Source organism: Microtetraspora niveoalba (genome assembly GCF_001570405.1).
GTDB lineage: Bacteria > Actinomycetota > Actinomycetes > Streptosporangiales > Streptosporangiaceae > Microtetraspora > Microtetraspora niveoalba.
In genome coordinates, this window is the sequence record NZ_BBYM01000034.1 from 19,894 (window position 1) to 35,210 (window position 15,317).

The 15,317-nt window shown below is 71.2% G+C and carries 17 protein-coding genes and 1 pseudogene; 5 read left to right on the top strand and 13 right to left on the bottom strand.

Annotated features, from left to right (window positions below; genetic code table 11):
• Positions 1-9: 9 nt before the first annotated feature.
• A complete protein-coding gene (locus AWQ70_RS29190) occupies positions 10-1,017 on the bottom strand; it encodes a LacI family DNA-binding transcriptional regulator (protein ID WP_306303424.1) in 1,008 nt (335 codons plus the stop codon).
• A 222-nt stretch (positions 1,018-1,239) separates the two neighbouring features.
• Between AWQ70_RS29190 and AWQ70_RS29195 the strand changes: the two are divergent.
• The 4 genes and pseudogenes from AWQ70_RS29195 to AWQ70_RS29210 all read left to right on the top strand — a co-directional run.
• Positions 1,240-1,452 (top strand): annotated as a pseudogene (locus AWQ70_RS29195) (L-rhamnose mutarotase); the annotation flags it as partial.
• 13 nt (positions 1,453-1,465) lie between these two features.
• Positions 1,466-2,623 carry an L-rhamnose isomerase gene (rhaI, locus tag AWQ70_RS29200; RefSeq protein WP_067182978.1) on the top strand — a complete coding sequence of 386 codons (1,158 nt, stop codon included), beginning with the start codon at positions 1,466-1,468 and terminating at the stop codon, positions 2,621-2,623.
• Positions 2,624-2,664: 41 nt separating this feature from the next.
• Positions 2,665-4,713 carry a bifunctional rhamnulose-1-phosphate aldolase/short-chain dehydrogenase gene (locus AWQ70_RS29205; RefSeq protein ID WP_084517931.1) on the top strand — a complete coding sequence of 683 codons (2,049 nt, stop codon included), beginning with the start codon at positions 2,665-2,667 and terminating at the stop codon, positions 4,711-4,713.
• 119 nt (positions 4,714-4,832) lie between these two features.
• The gene (locus tag AWQ70_RS29210; protein WP_067182984.1) at positions 4,833-5,261 is read left to right on the top strand and encodes a nuclear transport factor 2 family protein; all 429 of its coding nucleotides are present in this window, start codon (positions 4,833-4,835) and stop codon (positions 5,259-5,261) included.
• On the opposite strand, the gene AWQ70_RS29215 is transcribed toward AWQ70_RS29210, so the two are convergent.
• From AWQ70_RS29215 to pip, 6 genes are all read right to left on the bottom strand, one after another.
• A complete protein-coding gene (locus AWQ70_RS29215) occupies positions 5,250-5,789 on the bottom strand; it encodes an ATP-binding protein (protein WP_084517932.1) in 540 nt (179 codons plus the stop codon). The genes AWQ70_RS29210 and AWQ70_RS29215 overlap by 12 nt on opposite strands.
• Entirely contained in the window at positions 5,786-5,980 is a 195-nt protein-coding gene (locus AWQ70_RS29220; protein ID WP_067182987.1) for a DUF5999 family protein, read from the bottom strand. The genes AWQ70_RS29215 and AWQ70_RS29220 overlap by 4 nt, the downstream gene beginning before the upstream one ends.
• 142 nt (positions 5,981-6,122) lie before the next feature.
• Entirely contained in the window at positions 6,123-7,307 is a 1,185-nt protein-coding gene (locus AWQ70_RS29225) for an acyltransferase family protein (protein ID WP_084517933.1), read from the bottom strand.
• 143 nt (positions 7,308-7,450) lie between these two features.
• Positions 7,451-8,278 carry an SAM-dependent methyltransferase gene (locus AWQ70_RS29230; protein WP_067182990.1) on the bottom strand — a complete coding sequence of 276 codons (828 nt, stop codon included), beginning with the start codon at positions 8,276-8,278 and terminating at the stop codon, positions 7,451-7,453.
• 155 nt (positions 8,279-8,433) lie between these two features.
• The gene (locus AWQ70_RS29235; RefSeq protein WP_067182993.1) at positions 8,434-9,165 is read right to left on the bottom strand and encodes an MOSC domain-containing protein; all 732 of its coding nucleotides are present in this window, start codon (positions 9,163-9,165) and stop codon (positions 8,434-8,436) included.
• Between the two features lie 120 nt (positions 9,166-9,285).
• Positions 9,286-10,248, bottom strand: coding sequence for a prolyl aminopeptidase (gene pip, locus AWQ70_RS29240; protein ID WP_067183153.1), 963 nt, complete (start codon positions 10,246-10,248; stop codon positions 9,286-9,288).
• A gap of 140 nt (positions 10,249-10,388) precedes the next feature.
• On the opposite strand from pip, the gene AWQ70_RS29245 reads away from it, so the two are divergent.
• The gene (locus AWQ70_RS29245) at positions 10,389-10,811 is read left to right on the top strand and encodes a hypothetical protein (RefSeq protein ID WP_067182996.1); all 423 of its coding nucleotides are present in this window, start codon (positions 10,389-10,391) and stop codon (positions 10,809-10,811) included.
• A 167-nt stretch (positions 10,812-10,978) separates the two neighbouring features.
• Here AWQ70_RS29245 and AWQ70_RS29250 read toward each other — a convergent pair whose 3' ends face one another.
• The 6 genes from AWQ70_RS29250 to AWQ70_RS29270 all read right to left on the bottom strand — a co-directional run bounded on the left by AWQ70_RS29250 (position 10,979) and on the right by AWQ70_RS29270 (position 15,271).
• On the bottom strand, positions 10,979-11,524 hold the full coding sequence (locus AWQ70_RS29250) for an AAA family ATPase (protein WP_067182999.1): 546 nt from the start codon (positions 11,522-11,524) through the stop codon (positions 10,979-10,981).
• A gap of 127 nt (positions 11,525-11,651) precedes the next feature.
• The gene (locus tag AWQ70_RS29255) at positions 11,652-12,257 is read right to left on the bottom strand and encodes a response regulator transcription factor (RefSeq protein WP_067183002.1); all 606 of its coding nucleotides are present in this window, start codon (positions 12,255-12,257) and stop codon (positions 11,652-11,654) included.
• Positions 12,254-13,390, bottom strand: a complete 1,137-nt coding sequence (locus tag AWQ70_RS29260; protein ID WP_084517934.1) for a sensor histidine kinase — start codon at positions 13,388-13,390, stop codon at positions 12,254-12,256. The genes AWQ70_RS29255 and AWQ70_RS29260 overlap by 4 nt, the downstream gene beginning before the upstream one ends.
• Before the next feature lie 41 nt (positions 13,391-13,431).
• Entirely contained in the window at positions 13,432-14,202 is a 771-nt protein-coding gene (locus AWQ70_RS29265; RefSeq protein WP_067183009.1) for an ABC transporter permease, read from the bottom strand.
• On the bottom strand, positions 14,199-14,333 hold the full coding sequence (locus tag AWQ70_RS42135; protein ID WP_281197128.1) for a hypothetical protein: 135 nt from the start codon (positions 14,331-14,333) through the stop codon (positions 14,199-14,201). The genes AWQ70_RS29265 and AWQ70_RS42135 overlap by 4 nt, the downstream gene beginning before the upstream one ends.
• Before the next feature lie 44 nt (positions 14,334-14,377).
• On the bottom strand, positions 14,378-15,271 hold the full coding sequence (locus tag AWQ70_RS29270) for an ABC transporter ATP-binding protein (protein ID WP_067183012.1): 894 nt from the start codon (positions 15,269-15,271) through the stop codon (positions 14,378-14,380).
• Positions 15,272-15,317: the final 46 nt, after the last annotated feature.

Consider the following 15,317-nt stretch of genomic DNA (forward strand, 5'->3'; position numbering starts at 1 on the left):
GCGTACCTTTCAGCGGGGGGAGCCGGTCGACTCGCGCACGACGAGCTCGGGCTGGAACATGATCTGCCGGTGGGCGTGGGTGTCCGGGTTGTCGCACTCGTCGAGCAGCAGCTCGGTGGCGATCTGGCCGAGCCGGTGCGCGGGCTGCCGGATCGAGCTGAGCGACACGGCGGAGGCCGCGGTGAAGTCGATGTCGTCGTACCCGATCAGGGCGACGTCGCCGGGGACGCGCACCCCGGCGAGGAGCAGACCGCGCAGCAGGCCGAGGGCGAGCAGGTCGTTGGCGCAGAAGACGGCCTCGGGCAGGCGGCCGGCGGCGAGCATGCGCTCGGCGGCGACCTGCCCGGCGCGGGCGGTCATGGCCGGCATGGCGACCACCTCCAGCACGTCGGCGGGGTCGAGCCCGGCCGCGAGCACGGCCCGCCGCGCGCCGGTCGCCCGCTCGCGGCACTGCCGGATGGTCAGCGGGCCGGTGAGGTGGCAGATCCGCCGGGAGCCGCGTTCGAGGAGGTGGGACGTCGCCATCTGGCCGCCGCCCTCGCCGTTGACGGTGACGGAGCACTGGTCGGGGCGGTGCGCCGGATGGTCCACGAGGACGACGCTGATGCCGCGCTCGCGCAGCCGGTCGAAGCGGGCGGGATCGTCGTCCGACGGCGTTATGAGGACGCCGCGCACCCGCTGCTCGGCCAGGACGTGCAGGTTGCGCTCCTCCTTCTCGAGCGAGCCGGCCGAGTTGCCGAGGATCACCGCGTACCCGAGCGCGCTGGCGGTCTCCTCGACGCCCGCCGCGACGTCGGTGAAGAACGGGTTGCCGATGTCCATCACGGACAGGCCGATGGTCCGGCTGTGGCCGGCGCGCAGTGTGGACGCCGAGCCGTGCCGGACGAAGCCCAGCTCGCGTATGGCCTCCTCGACGCGCTCGCGGGTGGCCGGGGCCACCAGTTCCGGCCGGTTGAGCGCGTTGGAGACCGTGCCCGGAGACACCCCCGCGCGCTGGGCGACCTCCTTGATGGTCACGGTGCCCAACTGCCCTCCTCGATCGCCATTCCATTAAAACGTGTTAGCGGAATTTGGCAAGACCCTAGCGGTATTCGCAGGTCAGTACGGACTTCTGTGTCGCACGGAAAGCTCGGTAGCGGTGGAAACGACCGGCTCACCCCTCATTGACAAGGCCCAATGTGGCCCATTACCTTCCGAGGCGTTCGCTAAAACGTTTTTAGAAAGAGGTGGGCGCGGTGACCGAGCCGCCGGGAGGGAACACGCCGCCCGTCCTGGCACGGCCTGCTCGTCGGCTATCTGGAGACCGACGACTTCGAGGCGGCGAAGGCCGCGATGGCCGGGCGGGAGGTCAGCGCCCGCTGGCAGGCCGAGATGGCGCCCTTCTTCGAGGATCTCGACGGCGCGCCGGACGAGGGCATGGTCGCCCTCCGCGAAGTTTTCCATCTCGACTGAACCCGGGGGTTCGATGAGCGACATCAGGGCGGCGCTGCGGCGGCAGTCCATCGAGACGCCGTCATGGGCATACGGCAACAGCGGCACCCGGTTCAAGGTGTTCGCACAGGAGGGCGTGCCGCGCGACCCGTACGAGAAGCTGGCGGACGCGGCCCAGGTGCACGCGTTCACCGGGATCGCGCCGAGGGTCTCGCTGCACATCCCGTGGGACCGGGTCGACGACTACGGCGACCTCGCCCGGCACGCGGCCGACCTGGGCGTGCGGATCGGCGCGATCAACTCCAACGTGTTCCAGGACGACGACTACCGGCTCGGCAGCGTCACCAACCCGGACCAGGCGGTGCGCCGAAAGGCCCTGGACCACCTGCTGGAGTGCGTGGACATCATGGACCTCACCGGGTCGGACACGCTCAAGCTGTGGTTCTCCGACGGGACGAACTATCCCGGCCAGGACGACATCCGCGCCCGGCAGGACCGGCTGGCCGAGGCGCTCTCGGCCGTGTACGACAGCCTGGGGGAGGGCCAGCGGTTCCTGCTGGAGTACAAGTTCTTCGAGCCCGCGTTCTACGTGACGGACGTGCCGGACTGGGGCACGGCGTACGCGCACTGCCTGCGGCTCGGGCCGAAGGCCCAGGTCGTGGTGGACACCGGGCACCACGCGCCGGGGACGAACATCGAGTTCATCGTGGCGTTCCTGCTCCGCGAGGGGAAGCTCGGCGGGTTCGACTTCAACTCCCGCTTCTACGCCGACGACGACCTCATGGTCGGCGCGGCCGACCCGTTCCAGCTCTTCCGCATCATGTACGAGGTCGTCCGGGGCGGCGGGTACGGCCCGGACTCGGGTGTGGCGTTCATGCTCGACCAGTGCCACAACATCGAGCCGAAGATCCCGGGCCAGATCCGTTCGGTGATGAACGTCCAGGAGGCCACCGCCAAGGCGCTGCTGGTGGACGGCGGCGCGCTCGCCGCCGCCCAGGCGGCCGGTGACGTGCTGGGCGCGAACGCGGTGCTGATGGACGCCTACAACACCGACGTCCGGCCGCTGCTCGCGGAGGTGCGCGAGGAGCAGGGGCTGGACCCCGACCCGATGGCGGCCTACGCCAGGTCGGGCTACTTCGAGAAGATCCGCGCCGAGCGGGTGGGCGGTCGCCAGGCCGGCTGGGACGCCTGACACCATCGTGGGTGTCTTGACACACTTTGGGGGGATATTTCGTGATTTCGCCGGTTGAAGAGCTGCTGAACCGGTCGCACGCGCTCGGAGCCGACCCGCGGAACACCAACTTCGCCGGGGGCAACACCTCGGCCAAGGGCGTGGCCGTGGACCCGGCGACCGGCACGGACGTCGAGCTGATCTGGGTCAAGGGGTCGGGCGGCGACCTCGGCACGCTGACCGAGGCCGGCCTCGCCGTACTGCGCCTGGACCGGCTGCGCGCGCTGACCGGCGTCTACCCGGGCGTCGAGCGCGAGGACGAGATGGTCGCCGCGTTCGCCTTCTGCGCGCACGGTAAGGGCGGGGCCGCGCCGTCCATCGACACCGCCATGCACGGCCTGGTCGAGGCCGCGCACGTGGACCACCTGCACCCCGACGCCGGCATCGCCATCGCGACCGCCGCCGACGGCGAGGAGCTGACCCGGCGCATCTTCGGCGACCGCGTCGTCTGGGTGCCCTGGCGGCGGCCCGGCTTCCAGCTCGGCCTGGACATCGCCGCGATCAAGGCGGAGAACCCGCGGGCCATCGGGTGCATCCTCGGCGGCCACGGCATCACCGCCTGGGCCGACACCTCCGCCGAGTGCGAGGCCAACTCGCTGGAGATCATCCGCACCGCCGAGGCGTACATCGCCGAGCACGGGAGGCCCGAGCCGTTCGGGCCGGTGCTGCCCGGCTACGAGCCGCTGCCGGAGGAGGAGCGGCGCGCCCGCGCCGCCGCGCTGTTCCCGATCATCCGGGGGCTGGCGAGCACCGACCTCCGGCAGGTCGGCCACTTCACCGACACCCCCGAGGTGCTGGACTTCCTGTCCCGGGCCGAGCACCCGCGCCTGGCCGCGCTCGGCACGTCCTGCCCGGACCACTTCCTGCGCACCAAGGTCGTCCCGATGGTGCTCGACCTGCCCGCCGGGGCGCCGCTCGACGAGGCCGTCGCCCGGCTGCGCGAGCGGCACGCCGCCTACCGTGAGGAGTACCGCGCCTACTACGAGCGGAACGCGGTGCCCGGCTCGCCCGCCATGCGCGGCGCCGACCCGGCGATCGTGCTGGTGCCCGGCGTCGGCATGTTCTCCTTCGGCAAGGACAAGCAGACCGCCCGGGTCGCCGGCGAGTTCTACCTCAACGCGATCAACGTGATGCGCGGCGCCGAGGCGCTCTCCACGTACGCGCCGATCCCCGAGGTGGAGAAGTTCCGCATCGAGTACTGGGAGCTGGAGGAGGCCAAGCTCCGCCGCCTCCCCGCGCCCAAGCCGCTGGCCGGGCGGGTCGCCCTGGTCACCGGCGGCGGCTCCGGCATCGGCGCCGCCACCGCTCGCAGGCTCGCCGCCGAGGGCGCCTGCGTCGTGGTCGCCGACCGCGACCTCGCCGCCGCCGAGAAGGTCGCCGCCGAGCTGGGCGCCCGCGCGTACCGGCCGGCGGACGCGGCGGTGGCCGCGGGGGTGGACGTGACCGACGAGGAGCAGATCGCCGCCGCCTTCCGTGCGGCCGTGCTGGCCTTCGGCGGCGTCGACCTGATCGTCAACAACGCCGGCCTGTCGTTGTCGCGTTCGCTGCTGGAGACCACCGTCCAGGACTGGGACCTCCAGCACGACGTCATGGCGCGGGGCTCGTTCCTGGTCTCCCGGGAGTCCGCCCGGATCATGATCGACCAGGGCATGGGCGGCGACATCGTCTACATCTCGTCCAAGAACTCCGTCTTCGCCGGGCCGAACAACGTCGCGTACGGCGCGGCCAAGGCCGACCAGGCGCACCAAGTGCGCCTGCTCGCGGCCGAGCTGGGCGAGTACGGCATCCGCGTCAACGGCGTCAACCCCGACGGCGTGGTCCGCGGCTCCGGCATCTTCGCCTCCGGCTGGGGCGCCAACCGGGCCGCCGTGTACGGCGTGCCGGAGGAGAAGCTGGGCGAGTTCTACGCCCAGCGGACCCTGCTCAAGCGCGAGGTGCTGCCGGAGCACATCGCCGCGGCGGTCTTCGCGCTCACCGGCGGAGACCTGTCGCTCACCACAGGGCTGCACATCCCGGTGGACGCCGGCGTGGCTGCCGCCTTCCTCCGCTAGGAGCGGCGCCGGGAACGGCGTGCGTCTCGTAAGGGGCGGCGTGCGCGCGGCGGGGACGGCTCCGCCGCGCGCACGGGGCTCCAGGTTCGACCCCTGGCGCAGCGGGAAGAGGGAACGCCATGACGGAGGCCCGCGAGCTCCTGAACAGGCACACGGCCGCGTTCAACGACCACGACATCGAGGCGCTCCTGCGGGTCGTCAGCCCAGGGGCCGTGTGGATCAGCCCGGAGGGCCCCGCCGAAGGGCACGAGGAGATCGCCTCCCACATCGGGCAGTTCTTCACCGCGTTCCCCGACGTCCGCGCGGTGGTCTGGGAGACGATCGACCACGGCGACCTGGCGGCCGAGGAACTGATGATGGTGGGCACCCACGGGGGGACGTACCTGATGCCCGGGGGACGGGCCGTCCCGGGGACCGGCCGGCCCATCCAACTGCGCTGCTGCTCCATGTGCACCGTCGAAGACGGCCTGATCGTCAGCCTGCGCTTCTATTTCGACCAGTTGGAGCTGCTCGCCCAGCTCGGATTGTTGCCGGACTCACAGGTGTGAGCGCACCGGCAGCTCGAACCACACGACCTTGCCGGTGAGCGTCGGGACGCTGCCCCAGCAACAGGAGAGCCGCTCGACCATGTTCAGGCCGCGGCCCCGCTCGTCGTACGGGTCCGCCTCGTGGAGGCGCGGCGGCCTGCGGTCGGTGTCCTCGACCTCGCCGCGCAGCAGGCCGTCCTCCAGCGAGAGGGAGAGCTGGACGGGGCCCTGGGTGTGCCGCAGCGCGTTGGCGGCCAGCTCGCTGACCAGCAGCTCGACGGTGTCGATCGTGTCGTCCGGCAGACCCCACTTGGTGAGCCGGGCGCGGGTCACCCGCCGGGCCATGCACGTCGAGGACAGCCGCTGGGGCAGCTCCCACGTGGCCGTGCGCTCCTCGGGCTCCGGCTCGCGGGCCGGGCCTCCGGCCGAGGACGCGGTCGGTGCGCCTGCCCACTCGCGGTCCCAGTCCACAGCCCAGGTCCGCCCGGCGGAGAACGGAAAGGCCGACGGGGAGTTCCGAACACCCGCCGCCGCGATGTCGATGGTCATGCCGCACACCCCGAAAGCTTCCGATCGGCCGGGACACTGCGCCCGTCGGGCAGCAGCTCGCCGCTGTCGTCGAAGACCACCACGCCGTTGCAGAGCAGCCCCCATCCCTGTTCCGGGTGGTACGCCACCAGGACCGCCGCCTCGTGGTCGGAGGCGGACGCGGGAGGACAGGAAGGCTGGTGCTGGCACATGTCGGTGTCCTCGGTAGATCCTCGCTGGTCGTCGTGGCCGGTCGCCGTGGTTTTCTTCCACCATCAGGATGCCGAACGGCGCCCCCCGGTCGTGAGGGGATAAACCCCCATATGGGTACGTATCCTCAGCTACGTACCTGAGCTAAGGGATGGTAATGCGCTCGCGGGCGGGGGTGGGGGCCGCCGGTCGCCGCTTCGCCAGGCGCCGTCCGAGCCGCTGCATCGGCAGTTCGACGAACCGGTACGTCAGCCAGCTCACGCCGCAGACTCCGGCGAGGACGGCGAGGCCCAGCCCGAGCTGGACGAGCGGGGGGAACCTGAGCGGGTTGCCCATGACGAGGAAGAAGATCCGCAGCACCGGCATGTGCAGCATGTAGACGGAGTAGCTGATCAACCCCAGCCAGGCAAGCGCGTACGGGATCCGGCGGCCGCGCAGGGCGTAGAACAGGCCGAACGTGCCCGCGGCCAGCGCGACCGTCATCAGGTTGGCCATGCCGTTGACCGTGACCGGCTTCATGAAGGGCGTCAGGCAGACCAGGAAGGCGACCCCCAGGATCGGCCACATCCCCGACGCCTCGCCCCGCTCCCATCGGTAGATCACCGTGCCGGTGAACATGACCGCCAGGACCATCGCCCCCTGCCAGGGCACCCGGCTGCCGACCACGATCAGCCCGATGGCGAGGACGCCCAGCGCGGCGGCCCCCGCCGTACGGACCCGGCCGGCGCCGAACAGCACGCCGCCGAGACCCGCCGCGATCACCGCGAGCACGACGACCGGCACGACCGGGCCGCCGAGCAGGCCCCGGGCCGGCATGACGAACGCCACCAGCACCGACAGCGCCGCGAACGACAGGGCGAAAAGGCCGCTCCGCCGGTGCACGCCCGCCACGAAAAGGGCCGTGACGAGAAGGTAGAAGACCATCTCGTACGAAAGCGTCCACATCGGCTCGGTGAACGCCCACGAGCCGGTTACCTCCATGAGCATCGTGATGTGCCCGATGGGGTCGATGTTGGCGCGCAGCGGCTGGATCGGCGTCATCGCCACGACGATGGCGATGGTGAGGACGTACAGCGGATAGAGGCGGAACAGCCGGCCGACCCAGAACGCCCGCACGTCGCCCCTGCGCTCCAGCGAGGCGGGGATGATGTAGCCGCTGACCAGGAAGAACACCAGGACGCCGTAGTTTCCCATGTTGAACCAGGTCGGCCTGAGGTCGGGCAGGAAGCGGTACGTCATGTGTTCGAGGAGCACCGCTGTCGCACCCACGCCACGCAGGGCGTCGAGCCATCTATATCTGGTTATGGGAACCTGATCGTCAATAGGCACTTATGTCACATTAAACGATGCTCCACGGTGCTCGCAGAAGAGTTCCCGGTTTGGCCGGATATAGCGGGAGGCGTCGTGATCCGTACGTTCTGATCCACGGTCCGCACCGGAGGCCCGCCACGCGTGCCACCGGTGGACCGCGCCTACCTCGTGCGGCGCAGCAGGAGCGAGACGAAGCCCAGGACACGCCGGTAGCCGTTCAGCCACATCTCGCGATGGGCGAGGGCCGCCTCGCGCGCCGCCTCGCCGTCGGGGCCCGGGTGCTCCTCGGCCCACCGCAGGAGCGTGCCGGTCCAGGACCACTCGTAGTCGTCCCACTCCGCGAGCTCACTGGTGTGCGCGTACACGGTGACGTAGCCCGCGTTCTCCGCACGCGCCACGGTCCCCCCGAGATCGGCGTACTCGTCCGGGTCGTCGACCAACTGGGCGGCCAGCTCCGGCGTGGGCGGGCTCTCCCAGAAACCCTCTCCCACGAGGGCGAGGCCGCCGGGCCGCAGGAACCCGGCGACGGCCTCCATCGTGGGGACGAGCCCGCCGAAGACGTGGGTCGACCCCACGCACATCACCAGGTCGTACGGCTCCCCGCCGGTCGCCTCCGGGGTCCGCGCGGCTCCCGTTCCCCTGCCGGACGTCTCGGGGACCCGGGTCTCGCCGTCGCCGGCGCCCGGCAGGCCGAACTCGGTCGCGGAGACCCGGTGCAGGCGGATGCGATCGGCCACACCCCGCTCCTCGGCGGCCCGGGTGGCCGAGGCGAGGGCGTGCGCGGAGACGTCCACCCCGTCCGCCGTCGCGTCCGGATAGAGGGCGAGCGCCCGCAGCGTCCACTCCGCCGCGCCGCACCCCAGGTCGAGGATCCGCGCGTCCTTGGGCAGCTTCGCCCGTACGAGCAGGCGGTCGATGTGCTCCTCGCTGATGGGCGACGCGACGGGGTGGTCGGCGTGGGCGATGTGGCTGATCAGATCACGTTCCATGTGTGAACCTTTTCGTGCGCCAGGCCCGAGTCGCCACTGGATATCCGGTTGTCGTGGTTTGTCGGGGCTGCACGACGGCACGCCGCGAGGTGCCGCCCTGGCGACGTTCGCCCAGCTCGCCGGGGTTCTTCACCCGGCATCCGAGCTGGCGCGACCTAGCGCCGTACCTCCGCGGGGTCGCCGAGACGCGCCGTGCCGGGCCGGGTCACCCGCATGATCACGCCGAACTTGTTCTCGTGCGCCCCGATGAGGTGCTTCTGCAGCTCGGGCCAGCGTTCCCGCCCGTACGGGTCCCAGCTCGGCACCGCGCAGCGGATGCACGGCCCCGCGTGTGCGCCTGTCACTTCGAGGACCGCGTCACCCACCGTGATCACGGTGCCCTCGGTGAAGGTCTCCTCGGCGAACGCGGGCATGTCCGTGGCCAGGTGGACGTTGGGGCGGAACCTGTTCAGTTCGACCTTCGCGTCGAGCTCCTCCTCCAGGCCGCGCAGCGACGCCTCGAAGGTGACCAGCACCGTCGGGCCCCGGTCCTGCTGGCCGTCCTGCGCCCGCAGCGACAGCGGCACGCCGTACGACTCGGTCAGCTCGGCGGGCAGGCCGGGATCGTCCCACGCCCAGGGCACGCCGCCGGGTGAGTAGAGGATCGGAGGGCCGGGCGGTTCGGGGGAGCCGTCGCAGGTGGCCGGGTAGGCGGCCTCCCAGGCCAGCATCGGCGGCGACTGGCGCACCGTGAGCCGCTTACCCGCGTGGGCCGGACGTTCGTCGATCAGAGCGTAGGCGCGGTCGCCGGCCAGACCGCGATGGTCCAGCAGAGCGGTGGTGAGGGACTCTCCGCGCAAGGACTTGACCGGCCAGCGGAAGAGGCCGTCCACGGTTCCGCGATGCATGCCCACGATCCTATGCAGCCACCGCGCCGACGAAGGGCGGCGGTCCCGTCGTCGATCCCGGCGGCGGCCCGGTCCGTGTGTGGCGCGGCGGCGCCCGCGACGCCGAACGAGGAGCCGGGGTCAGCGGCGCCGCGCGAAGCGGTCGGTCGCCTCGATCAGGCGGTCCAGGATGCCCGGCTCGGTGTAGGCGTGCCCGGCGTCGTCCACCATGTGGAACTCGGCCTCGGGCCAGGCCCGGTGCAGATCCCAGGCGGTCGCCGCCGGGGTGCACATGTCGTAGCGTCCCTGCACGATGACGCAGGGGATGTGCCTGATCCGGTCGACGTCCCGGAGCAGTCGCCCCTCCTCGAAGAACCCGCCGTTCACGAAGTAGTGGTTCTCGATCCGGGCGAACGAGACCGCGTAGCCGTCCTCGGCGTGCTTGGCGACGAGCCCGGGGTCGCGGCGCAGCGTGATGGTCGAGCCCTCCCACACGCTCCACGCCCGCGCGGCGGAGATCCGTACGGCCGGGTCGGGGTCGTTCACCCGCCGGTGGAAGGCGGCGATGAGGTCGTCGCGCTCGTCCTCCGGGATCGGCGCGACGTAGCTCTCCCACAGGTCGGGATAGACCATGGACGCGCCCTCCTGGTAGAACCAGCGCAGCTCGGACGGCCGCAGTGTGAAGACGCCGCGCAGCACCAGCTCGGAGACCCGGTCGGGATGGCTCTGCGCGTACGCCAGGGAGAGCGCGCTGCCCCACGAACCGCCGAACACCATCCAGCGGTCGATCCCCAGATGCTCGCGGAGCCGTTCCATGTCGGCGACGAGGTTCCAGGTGGTGTTGAACTCCAGCGACACGGCCGGGTCGGACGCGTGCGGGAGGCTCCGCCCGCAGTTGCGCTGGTCGAAGAGCACGATCCGGTACGCCTCCGGGTCGAACTGCCGGCGGTGGTCGGCGGTGCAGCCGCTCCCCGGGCCTCCGTGGAGCATGACGACGGGCTTGCCCTCCGGGTTGCCGCACACCTCCCAGTAGATCTGGTTGCCGTGGTCGACGGAGAGCAGGCCGGAGTCGTGGGGCTCGATCGGCGGATAAAGCGTCCTCATGAGCGGCATTATCGGGGCTCCTCCGCTTCCGTACGGTGCGGCGGCGTCCTGGAGCGATCAATAAAACCCCAAGTGGCGGATAGCGGCGATGTCACCGGGTAGGGCGAACAAACCGGATAAATCACTCTTCAGGAGATGACATGAGGTTTCTCGTCCGGCCACATCAGATCCCCGTACGGCTGGCCACCGGGCTGTTCATGCTGAACTCGGGACTCGGCAAGGCGTCGGCGGACGAGCAGACCGCCGCCGGGCTGCACGGGATGGCCTCGGGAACCTATCCCTTCCTTAAGGACATGGACCCGATGACCTTCGTCAAGCTGCTGTCCAAAGGCGAGATCGCGCTCGGCGTGGCGTTGCTGCTCCCGGTCGTCCCCTCCGTTCTCGCCGGGGCCGCGCTCACCGCGTTCGCGGGCGGGCTGATGGGCCTGTACCTGAAGACGCCGGGCCTGCGTCAGGAGGGCAGCCTGCGGCCGACCCCGGAGGGAACCGCCATCGCCAAGGACACCTGGCTGGTGGGCATCGGAGCCAGCCTTCTCTGCGAGGAGCTCGGCCGCCGCGACTGACGCCGCGACTGACGCCGCGACCGACATCCCGACCGACACGGCGGACATCCGGACCGACGCCGCCACACATCCGGTGCGACGCCGCGACACATCGGACCGACATCCGGCCCGACGCCGGGCCGACGCCGTGCCCGGCGCCCGGGGCCTGACCGGCTGCGGCCCCCCGATCAGTCCAGTCGCGCGGTGACGAACCGCAGCCGCTCCTCCACCGGCCCGCGCGGCAGCGGGACCAGCTCGTATCCGTAGTCCGTGTACGTCGCGACCATGGACGCGTACGTGCGCTCGGCCTCGTCGAGCGACTGCCTGCGCTCGTCGTCCCGGCGGTAGATCTCGGGCCAGGGCGGGGCGATGAAGACGCGAGGGTGGTACCGGAAGGCCAGCGCGGCGGCGTGGACATGATCCGGCACCGCGCGTCCTTCCAGTCGTAGATATCCCACGATGTCCGGCAGGCCACGATCGAAGAAGACCGGCCCCGCGTGGTCGTCGGCGAGCCGGTACGAGCGCAGCTCCCAGCAGAGCATCAACTCGGCGAACAGATCCGGGTCGAGCCAGGGCAGGCCGCGACCCCCGATCTCGGTCTGGTCCCGGATGATCGAGCGTCCCGCTTCCTGCGACCGCGCGAAACCGGCGTGTTCAAGCCGGTCGATCAGGGTGCTCTTCCCCGAACCCGGCCCTCCGGTGATGACCACGAAATCTCCTGATCTGCCCGGCATGTACGTCTCCTTGTCCGGCCGGTTTCACGACATGTGCGCGCCACGAGAAGTGCTCAACACGGATGGGGAGTTCCCGGCATCGTCAGGGGAAGGCGCCGCGGCGACGCTTCGTGAGAAGAGGCCCGGGTCAGAGCCAGCCCGCGTCCTGGGCCACCCGGATGGCGTCGATCTTGTTGCGCGCGCCGGTCTTGGTGATCGCGCTGGTCAGATAGTTCCGCACGGTCCCGGGGGAGAGGTGCAGCCGCTCGGCGATCTCCTCGGCCGACGAACCCCGGGCGGCCTCCTTGAGCACGGTCGTCTCCCGCGGCGTCAGCGGGCTGGCTCCGTAGTCCATCGCGGACGCTACCAGCTCGGGATCCAGGACGCGCAGGCCGTGGTGCGTACGGCGGATGGCGTCCGCGAGCCGGTCGCCGGGCGCGTCCTTGACGAGGAACGCCTCGATGCCCGCCGCCAGGGCACGCCGTACGTGCCCGGGCTGGCCCATCGCGGTGAGCACCAGGATCCGGCAGGCGGGCAGCCGGCCGCGCAGCTCGGCCGCCGCCGTGATGCCGTCCACGACCGGGAGGTCGATGTCGACGACCGCCACGTCCGGCCGGGTGCGGAGCGCCTCGGGGACGATCTCGTCGCCCCTGGTCACCTCGGCGACCACCTCGATGTCGGATTCGAGGCGCAGCAACGCCGTCAGCGCCGCCCTGATCATGTGCATGTCCTCGGCGAGCAGCACCCTGATCACGCGGTCACCTCCGTGTCCGCGAGCTCGGCGGCATTCGTGGGCGGCGCGGCGGGGATCTCCATGACCAGCCGGAACCCGCTGTCGCCGACCGGTTCGGCGGTGAGCGAGCCGCCGGCCTGCTCCGCGCGTTCTCGCAGGCCCGCCAGCCCGTTGCCGCCGTCGCCGCCTTCGACGCGGCCGTCGTTCACGATCTCCAGACGTATGGTGCGGCCGCGCCGCGAGGTGCTGATCGAGCAGGTCGTCGCGCGGCTGTGCCGTACGACGTTGGTGACCCCCTCGCGTACGCCCCAGGCCAGCGTCTCGACGGCGGCCTTCGGGAGCTCGATCTCGGCGAGGTTGACGTGGCACCGGACGCCGGAGGCCGCGAGCAGCGCCGTACCCCGATCGACCTCCTGCGTCAGCGACATCTCCCTGAACCCGCGCGCGACCTGGCGTACGTCCTGGGCGGCGTCCCTGGCGACCTGGACCAGCTCCTCCAGCTCGCCGGCGGCCATGGCCGGGTCGCGCTCGACCAGCCTCCGCGCGAGGTCGCCCTTGAGCGCGATGGCGGACAGGCTGTGCCCGAGGCCGTCGTGGAGATCCCGGGAGATGCGCAGCCGCTCCTTCAGCACCGCCGCCTCGGCGAGGTCGGCGCGGGCCCGCTCCAGCTCCCTGGTGACGACCACGAGGCGGGTCACCGCGTAGATCACGAACCCGGTGACGAAAACGGTGATCGCGTAGTAGAAGCCGGAAGCGAGGCCGCCCCCGGGCACGGTGGTGAACACCCAGGCGTGCAGGGCCATGGCGCAGCCCATGATCGGCAGGGCCAGGGTGAACCGCAGGCGGAGCAGCACCGCGCCCATGAGGATCGGGGCCATCGGGGCGATCCAGTAGGAGCCGAACGCGAGCGCCGGGGCGTACGCGGCCACCGCCTGCACCAGCAGGGCCGCCGGGAATCCCCGGAAGGCGTCGCCGCGCAGGACCGTGCGTATGTGGAGGTAGTGGGGGACGAAGAACCCCGCCATCGCGACGATCATGATCGCGTCGTAAAGCGCGGAGCCGTACCAGAGGACCGAGGCGATCATGGAGACCGTGAATCCCACCGAGATCGTGACGACCACGGCGACGGCCAGCCTTTGCGGCGTTATACGCATGATGAGGTGATTATTGCCCGGGCGCGAGGGTGACGGGAGGGTTACGAGCGGCGCGGTTCCCAGCGGAACCGGCGGCTGACCACCAGCAGTGCCACGGCCGCCCAGACGCTCAGGTTCAGCAAGGGAACCACCGCGGCCCGCAGGTCTCCGCCGAACGTGCCGTCGGCGAACGCCGCCTCGCCCACCTTGACGACCGCCGCCGTCGGCAACAGGTCGAGCACGGTCGACAACCAGCCGGGGAGGAACTGGTTCATCGGCCCGAACGCCCCGGCGCCCAGTCCGGCGATCATGAAGAACGGGATGCTCATCGGGGCGGCCACCTCGGCCCGGGGGATCACCACGGTCCACGCCGCGCCGAGCAGTGTGATCACGGCCGCGCCGAGCGCCATGAAGACGGTGAGCAGCACGGGGTCGCGGGGCGCGGTGGCCGAGGTGAGGCTCACCACGGCCACGATCGCGACCAGCGCGATCAGCACGCTCTGGACCGCGATGTTGAGCAGCTCGCCGCCGAGCACCGCCGTGTCGCTCAGCCCGGCGGCGCGCAGCCGCTTGAGGATGAGCTGGTCGCGCCGGGCGGTCAGCGAGACGGCGGTCTGGTTGAACGCGCCCAGCGTGAGAGCCACCGCCAGCATGCCGAGCAACTGGGCGACGACCACCCCGGGGTCGCCGGGGCGGAGCCGGTCCATCAGCACCGGCAGGCCGACCCCGAGCCCCAGGGAGGTCATCACGGTCGCGGTCAGCGCCTGCTTGTCCCGCCAGTAGATCCGCCCGCCGAGGCGGGCGACCGCCAGAGTCTCGCGTACCTGCGTCATCGCGCACTCTCCTCGCTCGCCGGGGTCTCGCCGGCCGCCGTCGTCATCGTCATCGCCGTCGTCATCGCCATCGTCATCGCCGTCGCCGTCGCCGTCGTCATCGCCGTCGTCATGGTCGTCGCCGTCGCCATCGCGCCGTCTCCTCGTCGCGGACGCGTGCCGGGAACCTGTGTCCTCACGCCTTCTCCCTGCTCGCCAGGTCGAGGAACAGGTCTTCGAGCGTCGCCGTACGGACCTCCAGGCCGCGCAGCCGCAGCCCGCGCTCGCCGGCCCAGCCGAGAAGCGTCTGCGCGGCCACGTCAGGGTCGGCCACGCGGCAGATCACGGTGGCGCCCTCCACGGCCGTGACCTCCACGGGCAGGTCGCCGACCTCCACCCCGGCGGGCAGCTCGAACGCCACCCGCCCGGTCTCCGCGGCGAGCGTCTCGGCCATGCCCCCGCTCGCCACGATCGTCCCCTTGTCCATGATCGCCATCCTGGAGGCCAGACGCTGGGCCTCCTCCAGGTAGTGCGTGGTGAGCAGGACCGTCGTGCCGTGCGCCGCCAGATCCGTGACGACATCCCACGTCGCCCGGCGCGCCTCGGGGTCCATGCCCGTCGTCGGCTCGTCCAGGAAGAGCAGGTCGGGGCGGCCCAGCGTGGCCAGGGCCAGGTCGAGCCGGCGCTTCTCGCCGCCGGAGAGCTGGCGAACCTTGGTCCCCGCCTTGCCGGTCAGCCCGACCAGCTCAAGCGCCTCGGCGCGCGGGCGGGCGGCCGGGACGAGCTCCCGCCAGGAGTCGACCGTCCGCGCGACGGTCAGGTCGGGGAAGAAGCCCGCCTCCTGCAACATGATCCCCGTGCTCTTGCGCACCTTGGCCCGGTCCTTCACCGGGTCGAGGCCGAGCACCCGTACGGTCCCCCCGTCGGGGCGCTGGAACCCGGCGAGGATCTCGACCGTCGTGGTCTTGCCCGCGCCGTTCCTGCCGAGCAGGGCGAAGATCTCCCCTCGGGCGACGGAGAACGAGATCTCCCGCACCGCTTCGAAGTCGCCGTAGCTCTTCCTGAGCCCGTCCACCTGGATCGCTGTCATGTGTCCGATTCTTCGGAGCGGAGCGGCGCGGCGGCAGTGAAAAATT

Coding starts and splice junctions, on each gene's coding strand:
- pip (WP_067183153.1), bottom strand. CDS start 10,248: ATGAGGACGCTTTATCCGCCGATCGAGCCCCACGACTCCGGCCTGCTC.
- AWQ70_RS29270 (WP_067183012.1), bottom strand. CDS start 15,271: ATGACAGCGATCCAGGTGGACGGGCTCAGGAAGAGCTACGGCGACTTC.
- AWQ70_RS42135 (WP_281197128.1), bottom strand. CDS start 14,333: ATGGCGACGGCGACGACCATGACGACGGCGATGACGACGGCGACGGCG.
- AWQ70_RS29230 (WP_067182990.1), bottom strand. CDS start 8,278: ATGGAACGTGATCTGATCAGCCACATCGCCCACGCCGACCACCCCGTC.
- AWQ70_RS29210 (WP_067182984.1), top strand. CDS start 4,833: ATGACGGAGGCCCGCGAGCTCCTGAACAGGCACACGGCCGCGTTCAAC.
- AWQ70_RS29250 (WP_067182999.1), bottom strand. CDS start 11,524: ATGCCGGGCAGATCAGGAGATTTCGTGGTCATCACCGGAGGGCCGGGT.
- AWQ70_RS29245 (WP_067182996.1), top strand. CDS start 10,389: ATGAGGTTTCTCGTCCGGCCACATCAGATCCCCGTACGGCTGGCCACC.
- rhaI (WP_067182978.1), top strand. CDS start 1,466: ATGAGCGACATCAGGGCGGCGCTGCGGCGGCAGTCCATCGAGACGCCG.
- AWQ70_RS29265 (WP_067183009.1), bottom strand. CDS start 14,202: ATGACGCAGGTACGCGAGACTCTGGCGGTCGCCCGCCTCGGCGGGCGG.
- AWQ70_RS29215 (WP_084517932.1), bottom strand. CDS start 5,789: ATGACCATCGACATCGCGGCGGCGGGTGTTCGGAACTCCCCGTCGGCC.
- AWQ70_RS29220 (WP_067182987.1), bottom strand. CDS start 5,980: ATGTGCCAGCACCAGCCTTCCTGTCCTCCCGCGTCCGCCTCCGACCAC.
- AWQ70_RS29235 (WP_067182993.1), bottom strand. CDS start 9,165: ATGCATCGCGGAACCGTGGACGGCCTCTTCCGCTGGCCGGTCAAGTCC.
- AWQ70_RS29260 (WP_084517934.1), bottom strand. CDS start 13,390: ATGCGTATAACGCCGCAAAGGCTGGCCGTCGCCGTGGTCGTCACGATC.